We start from the raw sequence: 8,389 nt of genomic DNA, 5'->3' as shown, positions 1-8,389 counted from the left end.
TGGCCACCACCGCGCGGCCGCGGAACTGCGCCTGCGTGCGGTGCACGATGATCGAGAGCGCATCGACCTTCTCGCCGTTGAGCAGGATGTCGACCTTCACCACGTCCGACGCCCGGTACTCCTTGAACTCATAGTCCATCGAGGCGTAGCCGCGGCTGACCGATTTGAGCTTGTCGAAGAAGTCCAGCACGATCTCGCCCAGCGGCATTTCGTAGGTGAGCATCACCTGGCGGCCGTGGTAGGCCATGTTGATCTGCACGCCGCGTTTCTGGTTGGCCAGCGTCATCACCGGCCCCACGTATTCCTGCGGCATGTAGAGATGCACGGTGACGATGGGCTCACGGATTTCCGCGATCCGCGCCGGCTCGGGCATCTTCGAGGGGTTCTCGACCATGACGACTTCGCCGTCGGACTTCACCACCTGGTAGACCACACTCGGCGCGGTGGTGATGAGGTCCTGGTCGAACTCGCGCTCGAGCCGCTCCTGCACGATCTCCATGTGCAGCAAGCCCAGAAAGCCGCAGCGAAACCCAAAACCCAGCGCCTGCGACACCTCGGGCTCGTAGTGCAGCGAGGCGTCGTTGAGCTTGAGCTTTTCCAGCGCGTCGCGCAGCGCGTCGTATTCGCTTGCTTCCGTCGGGTAGAGGCCGGCGAACACCTGCGGCTGGATTTCCTTGAAGCCGGGCAAGGGCTCGGTCGCGGGAGTCAAATTGGCGCCGCTGGCGGTCTTGACCGAGGTCACCGTGTCCCCCACCTTGGCCGCCTGCAATTCCTTGATGCCCGCGATGATGTAGCCCACCTCACCCGCTTCGAGCGACTCGCGCGGCTGGTTGGCCGGCGTGAACACGCCGAGCTGGTTGGCCTCATACGTGGCGTCGGTGGCCATGAGCTTGATGCGCTCGCCTTTTCTCAAGTGGCCGTCGACCACGCGCACCAGCATCACCACGCCGACATAGCTGTCGAACCAGCTGTCGATGATCATGGCGCGCAGCGGCGCCTCGGGCTTGCCCCGCGGCGGCGGAATCTTGGCCACGATGGCTTCGAGGATCTCGTCCACGCCCATGCCGGTCTTGGCCGAGCACGGGATGGCCTCGGACGCGTCGATACCGATCACGTCCTCGATCTCGGCCTTGGCGCGTTCGGGATCGGCTTGCGGCAAATCCATTTTGTTGAGCACCGGGATCACTTCGACGCCAAGGTCGAGCGCGGTGTAGCAGTTCGCCACCGTCTGCGCCTCGACACCCTGGCTCGCGTCAACGACCAGCAGCGCGCCCTCGCAGGCCGACAGCGATCGGCTCACCTCGTAGGAAAAATCGACGTGGCCCGGCGTGTCGATCAGGTTGAGGTTGTAGACCTGACCGTCGCGCGCCTTGTACTGCAGCGCGGCGGTCTGCGCCTTGATCGTGATGCCGCGTTCCTTCTCGATGTCCATCGAGTCGAGCACCTGCTCGCTCATTTCACGGTCCGACAGCCCGCCGCAGCGCTGGATCAGGCGGTCGGCGAGCGTCGACTTGCCGTGGTCGATGTGCGCAATGATCGAAAAATTTCGGATGTGTTTCATTGCTGAGGGGGTTGGGCAGGCCATCAGGGCCTGCGGCTTGGGCAAAAAAAACGCGCCCGCGATCGGGGCGCGCTGCGTGATCGGACTCGGCGCCGTCACCCCGAATTCGTTGGGCAACAGGCGCCAGTACCGACCCGGGTGCGATATTTTACGGGCTTTACCGCCCCGGCCGGATCAGCGCGTACTGCGCCCACTCGCCGCGGCGGAAGAGCACGCTGACGGGTTTGGATCGGTCGAGCCGCGCCAAGGCCGCTTCGAAGTCGCGCACGTTGGCCACTTCGATGTTGCCGACCTGCAGGATCACATCCCCCTCGCGCAGGCCCGCACGCGCGGCCGCATCGGTCGCCGCATCGACATGCACGCCGCCTTTGAGCTTGAGCTCGCGCCGCTGCGCTTCGCTGAGGTCGCTCACCGACAGGCCCAGATGCGCCACGGTCAGCGCGGATTTCGGCTTCTCGGGCTTGCCACCGCCCTTTTTCGCCACCGGCTTCTCGGGCTCGAGTTCGGCCACCACGATGCTCAGGTCTTTGTTCGCGCCGCGGCGGAACACCGTCACCGTGCTTCGGGTGCCTGGCTTGGTGCCGCCAACGATGCGCGGCAAATCGCTCGCACTGTCGATCGGCTTGCCGTCGAATCGCAGGATGATGTCGCCCGGCTCGATGCCGGCCTTTTCGGCGGGCGAACCCGGCTCGACCGCCCGCACCAAAGCGCCCTGCGGCTTGGCCAGCCCGGCGGCTTCGGCCACATCCTTGGTCACGCGGTCGATCTGCACGCCGATGCGCCCGCGCGTGACATGCCCCGTGCTGCGCAGCTGATCGCTCACGCGCATGGCCTCGTCGATCGGAATCGCGAAGGAGATCCCCATGAACCCGCCCGAGCGCGAATAGATCTGGCTGTTGATGCCCACCACCTCGCCGCGCATATTGATCAGCGGCCCGCCGGAATTGCCGGGGTTGATCGCGACATCGGTCTGGATGAAGGGCAGATAGTCGCCGGTGTCCCGCTGCTTGGCGCTGACGATGCCGGCCGTGACGGTGTTCTCCAGGCCAAACGGCGAGCCGATGGCCAGCACCCATTCCCCGACCTTGAGACGGCTGACGTCGCCGATCTTGACCGCAGGCAAGCCGCTGGCCTCGATCTTGACCACCGCCACATCGCTGCGCTTGTCGGCGCCGACGATGCGCGCCTTGAACTCGCGCTTGTCGGTCAGCGTGACGATGACTTCGTCGGCATCGGCGACGACATGCGCATTGGTCATCACGTAGCCATCCGGCGAAAGAATGAAGCCCGAGCCGACGCCGCGCGGCCGCTCCTCCTCCGGCGCACGGTTGTTGGGCCGCGGCGCTTGGCGCGGAATGTTGGGCATGGGCACACCAAAGAAGCGCCGGAAAAATTCCTGCATGTCGGGGTCGATCTCGACATCCTCCTGCGGCGCGCGCACGCGTTCGATGGTGCGAATGTTGACCACCGAGGGCCCGACCTGTTCGACGAGGTCGGTGAAGTCCGGCAGCACACGCACCGCCTGCTGCTGCGGCGACTGGGCCAGCGCGGGCGCCTGCGGAATCCAAGCCGCCCATGCAGCGGTCACACACAAACCCATGGACACCCACCGGCGCCAGGCGCCGTGCGTGCCCCGAAGGGACAGGGATCGATTCGTCATCATGTTCTCCGTTGTTGACTCGACTGTCGAAGTGGGCACGCCCCGCGCACCGGCACATGCCCATAAGCCATCACCGCCCGCCCGGGCGCGGGCGTCCATCCGTCAACGTCCGACGCGGCGCAGGTTGACCAGCAGCGCGTCGAGCGTGCGCAAGGGCACCTCACCCACGGCAGTCAGCCACCACGCGGGCGGGCTGGCCACCTCGGCGGGCCGGGAGCGCATCTGCGTCGCGCCGACCCGTGCGGTCAAGCTCGTGCCGTGCCGCCGCGCCTCGTAGGGCTCGATGAACACCGAAACCGCAGCCAATCCGTCGGTCCAGATGCACTGGAGCACCCAACGATCGCGTGCGGCCTCACCGCCGGCGCCCGCCCGCCACGGGGCTTCATGGCGGCGAACGCAGCGATCGAGGGCGAAGCCTTCAGGCACCACGTCCATGCGCCAGCCTTCGGCCTCGAGGCTCGTGGGCTCGAGCGGCTCGCGCCACAAGCGAAATCCCTCGGGCAGCTCGAGCCGGGGCGCGAGCACTTCGGAGTGGATGACCGGCTGGAAGGAAAGTTCCGTAAAACTGGTTTCTTCGAGCACCCGACCGCTGCCGGCGTCGAGGATCTGCCGCCGCAGCACCAGCCCGCCCTCGCGCGCCCGCCAGACTTTCTGGGCAAACCGCAGGGCGTCTCGGGGCCAGACCTCGTAGCCATCGGCCACATGGCCGGCCACCCGCCCAACACCGATCGCGCGGAAGTGGTAGAGCGCTTCGAGGGCGGTCCCCGGCGGGTGCTTGAGGTCGGGGAAGGTGCTCAGTAAAACCATCGGCTCGACGCGCACCAGGCGCTGCGGCGTGTCCCAGACGACGACCTGTTCGTCGCTGCGAAACACCACGCGCTGCGCGCCGCTGAGCATTTCGACCCGCTCGAGCGTCGCTGCCCTGGTATGCACATGAACGAGCCGAGCCGTCGAGAGCACGCCGCCATCGGCCGAGACGACCAGCGTGCCGGCATAGCTGCGCTGACGCGCCGCCTGATGCAAATCCTCGAGCCACGCCGCCAACCCTCCGGCTTCGGCGGTCACCGCCGGCGGTGCCCCCGCGGATGGGGCGGCCAGCGACCCCGCGGGTGCAACCGCGACGGGCGCCGCCCCGGCGACCACGGGCACCGCCAGCAGCCCAACCCATAACCCGATCGCTTGCGCACCCCAGAGCACGGCCATCCGCGCGACCCGCCCCGCGGCGAGTCGCCCGCGCCAAATCCAAGCTCGCCGCGCGCACCCCTGTGTGCGCTCGCCTTCGAAGGGTACCCGCCAGGGCGCACGAGGCGCGAGGGATGCACGCTGCAGCATCAGCGCACCGGAGCGTTCAGACCCACGCGCTGGATCGTGCGCGCTTCGACGCCAAGCTCGCCCATGCCCGGCCCCCAGGGCCGATGGGCGGCGAGGAAGCGGTCCAGCTCCGGGTCGCGCAAAACAACGCCATCGCGCGCCTCGACCGCACCGCTGGCGCCAAGCGTGGCGCCATCGACCGGCGCGGGCGCGGTCACGCGCGCCGACATGGGCGCTCGCGTCGCCAACACCCAGGCGTCACCGGCGGTGGCCATCGGTGCCCCGGGGCCCGCATCCCCGGAGGGCCGGGCAAACTGAAGGCCGAGCGAGACCACCGCCACCAGCGAAGCGACCGCAGCAGCAAGCCGCCACCGCCAGACCGGATCGTTGGCCGCCGGACGGTTTTCCCAGTCTTTTTGATTGGATGCCGGGGTAATTCGGTGCGTTGTTGCTATTGATTCAGAAGCATCGTGGAGCGCCATCGGGGGCAGCTGCGCCTGAGCCGCCTCGGCCTCGATGAGCTGGCGAACCCGCTGCGCAAACGCACGGTCGCCCAATTGCGCGGCGCTGCCCACCGCCTGGGTCCGCAGCACCTCACCGGCCAGCCGGTAGAGCCGCCAATTGGCGCACGACGTGTCGTCGGTACTGACTTCGTCGATCGTGAGCGCCAGCGCTGCACCCTCGAGTTCACCGTCGAGCAGCGCGCTGATGCATTCGTCGGACGGGGGCAGCGCTCCGATGCGGGTCGCGGAAGTGGGTGTCGATGTATTCACGGGACTCCGATGAAAGTTCGTCAAATTCGGCTCTGGGCGGGACGGGGCGGGCTTTCACCAGCGCTTGCCGCTGCGGTGCTCGAGCAGCGGCCGCAGCCTCGACGCGATGGCTTCGCGTGCACGAAAGATCCGCGAACGCACGGTTCCGATCGGGCTGTTCATGACGTTGGCGATTTCTTCATAGCTCAAGCCGTCGATCTCGCGCAGCGTCACGGCCTCGCGCAACTCGGGCGGCAGGTCCTCGACTGCGGCATGGACGGCCTCGGCGATTTCCCGCGCCGCCAGTTCCGATTCCGGGGTTTCCGCCGTCGTTGGTTCGTCTTTCGCGCCGGAAGTTTCATCGTCTTCGGCTTCGGCGCTGTCGCTGCGGGTCTGCGGCATGCGCTTGAGTTCCAGCAAGGCTTTTTTGGCGGTATTGACCGCGATCCGGTACAGCCAGGTATAGAACTGCGCGTCGCCGCGGAACTGCCGTAGCGCCCGCCACGCACGGATGAAGGCTTCCTGCGTGACCTCTTCGACCAGGGCGGGGTCGCGAATCATGCGTGCCACGAGCCGCTCCACCCGGCGCTGATACTTCAGCACGAGCAATTCAAAGGCGCGGGTGTCCCCAGCCTGAGCCCGCTCGACCAGCGGCCGGTCCTCGTCGGGCAGGGGTGATGCGGACCCTGCGCCTTGCGCGGGCCGCTCGCTCGACTCATCCATGGTCGGCCTCCTGCCGCCGCGCCGTTGCGACGATGGCCCGCCGCAGCGCGCCCCAGTGTTCCGGGTCGAAGCTGCAAGACAGCCAAAGCCACCTCGGCCCCGAACCGTCCACCCGCTCGACCCACAGGAAGCGGCCACCGTCGAGGCGCACGCGCCAGGCACTGCAGCTTGCCCCTTGCGGCCCGAGCCAGCGCTCGCCATCGAATTGCAAGCAGCCCTCGGAAGGCTGGCCCAGCGTGCGCAGGGCAAACCCCGCACTGCCGAGGGCGACGGCACCTGCCGCCCATGCCGCGCCCCAGGACAAGCCGGCCCGCACCCCAAGGGCAAGGAAGATCAGGGTCGAAAACAAAAGCGCTGCGACCACCGCCTTGGGTCCGGCGGTGGGTCGCAGCGCATAACGAACGGCGGGAACCTGATGGTGCCGCCGCGCGTGGTGTCTCCCGTGCCGCTCCACGGGCATGGAGTCAGGGGCAGGGAGGGAATGGGGCGTGCCCGAAGGGGCGGCCCAAAACGCGCCCGAGTCGGCGCAAAGCACAGCCATCGCTCGGGCTACGGCGAGCATTGCCAACGCCCTCGGGCGTGCTTTGGGACGTCCAGGCGGGCATGACCGATTTCCTCTCAGCCTCTCAGAGACGGCGGAACACCAGCGAGCCGTTGGTGCCGCCGAAGCCGAAGTTGTTCTTGAGCGCGACGTCGATCCGCATGTCCCGCGCCGTGTTCGCGCAGTAGTCGAGGTCACACTCCGGATCCGGGTTCTCGAGGTTGATCGTCGGCGGGCACTTTTGGTGGTACAGCGCGAGCACGGTGAACACACTCTCGATGCCGCCGGCCGCACCCAGCAAATGCCCGGTCATCGACTTGGTGGAGCTCACGACGATTTTCTTCGCGTGCTCGCCCAGCGCTGCCTTGATGGCATTGGTTTCATTGATGTCACCCAGCGGCGTCGACGTTCCGTGGGCGTTGAGGTAATCCACCGCCTCGGGACCGACGCCTGCATTGGCCAGCGCCTGAACCATCGCCCGCCGCGGACCGTCCATGTTCGGCGCCGTGATGTGACCCGCATCGGCGCTCATGCCAAAGCCCGCGAGCTCGGCGTAGATCCTTGCCCCGCGCGCCTTCGCATGTTCGTAGGACTCGAGCACCATCACGCCCGCGCCCTCGCCCAGCACGAAGCCGTCGCGGTCCCGGTCCCAGGGGCGGGAGGCGCGCTCGGGCTCATCGTTGCGGGTGGAGAGCGCCCGCATGGCCGCGAAGCCGCCGATGCCCAAGGGCGAAACCGTGGACTCAGCGCCGCCGGCGATCATCACGTCGGCATCGCCGTATTCGATCATGCGGCCCGCTTCGCCGATGCTGTGCAAGCCCGTCGTGCAGGCCGTGACGATGGCGAGGTTCGGACCTTTGAAGCCAAACCGCATCGACACATGGCCCGAGATCATGTTGATGATCGAGGCCGGAACGAAAAACGGCGTGATGCGCCGCGGCCCCCGCGCCACGAGCTCGGCGTGCGTCTCCTCGATCAGCGGCAAGCCGCCGATGCCCGAGCCGATGATGCAGCCGATGCGCGTCGCGGCTTCTTCGGAGAGCGCCTCACCCGTGGGCAGGCCGGCATCTTCGACGGCCTGGACCGCCGCCGCGATGCCGTACTGAATGAAGGTGTCCATCGTCCGCGCATCTTTGGGCGACAGATAGGCACCGAGGTCGAAGCCCTTGACCTCACCGGCGATGCGGCAGGAAAACGCCGACGCATCGAACCGGGTGATGGGGCCGATGCCGGAGCGCCCAGCGAGCAGGTTGGACCAGCTCTCGGCCACCGTGTTTCCCACGGGGCTGATGCAGCCCAAACCCGTGACGACGACGCGACGACGGGTCATGTTCGATCAGGCCTGCTTGGACTTGGCGTAGTCGATGGCGGCTTGCACCGTCGTGATTTTCTCGGCGTCCTCATCCGGGATTTCGATGCCGAACTCATCTTCCAGCGCCATCACCAGTTCCACCGTGTCGAGCGAGTCCGCACCGAGGTCGGCCACGAAGGCTTTCTCATTGGTGACCTGGGACTCTTCCACGCCGAGTTGCTCGGCGATGATCTTTTTGACACGTGCTTCGATATCGCTCATGGGTTCCCTCTGAGGGTTGTGAAAAGTTTGATTTTAACCAGCCTAGAGACCGGTCCCTAACGACAGGCCTGCGGCCTGGCATGAAGCCTGAGCGCAGACACCCCGGCGCGCAGGGCGCAAGCGCCGCGCCTCAGAGGCTGAGAGGGAATTGGGCGTGCCCGAAGGGGCGCCCCAAAACGCGCCCGAGTAGGCGCAAAGCACAGCCGTAGCTCGGGCTACGGCGCGCATTTGCAACGCCCTCTGGCGTGTTTTGGGGCGTCAAAGCGGG

8 protein-coding genes are annotated in these 8,389 nt (G+C 67.2%); all 8 read right to left on the bottom strand.

Features of this window, described 5'->3' with window-relative positions; all coding sequences use genetic code 11:
* A partial coding sequence (gene lepA, locus JHC36_RS06815) for a translation elongation factor 4 (protein ID WP_287917464.1) occupies positions 1-1,561 on the bottom strand: 1,561 nt, incomplete at its 3' end.
* A gap of 157 nt (positions 1,562-1,718) precedes the next feature.
* Entirely contained in the window at positions 1,719-3,161 is a 1,443-nt protein-coding gene (locus JHC36_RS06810) for a DegQ family serine endoprotease (RefSeq protein ID WP_124224069.1), read from the bottom strand.
* A gap of 162 nt (positions 3,162-3,323) precedes the next feature.
* Positions 3,324-4,424, bottom strand: coding sequence for a MucB/RseB C-terminal domain-containing protein (locus JHC36_RS06805; protein WP_287917462.1), 1,101 nt, complete (start codon positions 4,422-4,424; stop codon positions 3,324-3,326).
* A gap of 128 nt (positions 4,425-4,552) precedes the next feature.
* On the bottom strand, positions 4,553-5,305 hold the full coding sequence (locus tag JHC36_RS06800) for a sigma-E factor negative regulatory protein (protein ID WP_287917459.1): 753 nt from the start codon (positions 5,303-5,305) through the stop codon (positions 4,553-4,555).
* Between the two features lie 54 nt (positions 5,306-5,359).
* On the bottom strand, positions 5,360-6,007 hold the full coding sequence (gene rpoE / locus JHC36_RS06795; protein ID WP_124223993.1) for an RNA polymerase sigma factor RpoE: 648 nt from the start codon (positions 6,005-6,007) through the stop codon (positions 5,360-5,362).
* Positions 6,000-6,467, bottom strand: a complete 468-nt coding sequence (locus tag JHC36_RS06790) for a hypothetical protein (protein WP_148089188.1) — start codon at positions 6,465-6,467, stop codon at positions 6,000-6,002. Before JHC36_RS06790 ends, rpoE begins: the two co-directional genes overlap by 8 nt.
* Positions 6,468-6,633: 166 nt before the next feature.
* Positions 6,634-7,878: a beta-ketoacyl-ACP synthase II gene (gene fabF, locus JHC36_RS06785; RefSeq protein WP_287917452.1), complete on the bottom strand. Its 1,245-nt coding sequence runs from the start codon at positions 7,876-7,878 to the stop codon at positions 6,634-6,636.
* Positions 7,879-7,884: 6 nt separating this feature from the next.
* Entirely contained in the window at positions 7,885-8,121 is a 237-nt protein-coding gene (gene acpP / locus JHC36_RS06780) for an acyl carrier protein (RefSeq protein ID WP_124223987.1), read from the bottom strand.
* Between the last annotated feature and the right edge of the window lie 268 nt (positions 8,122-8,389).

Source organism: Tibeticola sp. (genome assembly GCF_022759015.1).
Taxonomy (GTDB): Bacteria; Pseudomonadota; Gammaproteobacteria; order Burkholderiales; family Burkholderiaceae_C; genus Tibeticola; species Tibeticola sediminis.
The sequence above is the reverse complement of the archived record's forward strand: the minus strand, read 5'-3'. Positions and strand labels throughout refer to the sequence as shown.

Coding starts and splice junctions, on each gene's coding strand:
- JHC36_RS06810 (WP_124224069.1), bottom strand. CDS start 3,161: ATGGGTTTGTGTGTGACCGCTGCATGGGCGGCTTGGATTCCGCAGGCG.
- JHC36_RS06805 (WP_287917462.1), bottom strand. CDS start 4,424: ATGGCCGTGCTCTGGGGTGCGCAAGCGATCGGGTTATGGGTTGGGCTG.
- rpoE (WP_124223993.1), bottom strand. CDS start 6,007: ATGGATGAGTCGAGCGAGCGGCCCGCGCAAGGCGCAGGGTCCGCATCA.
- JHC36_RS06790 (WP_148089188.1), bottom strand. CDS start 6,467: ATGCCCGTGGAGCGGCACGGGAGACACCACGCGCGGCGGCACCATCAG.
- fabF (WP_287917452.1), bottom strand. CDS start 7,878: ATGACCCGTCGTCGCGTCGTCGTCACGGGTTTGGGCTGCATCAGCCCC.
- acpP (WP_124223987.1), bottom strand. CDS start 8,121: ATGAGCGATATCGAAGCACGTGTCAAAAAGATCATCGCCGAGCAACTC.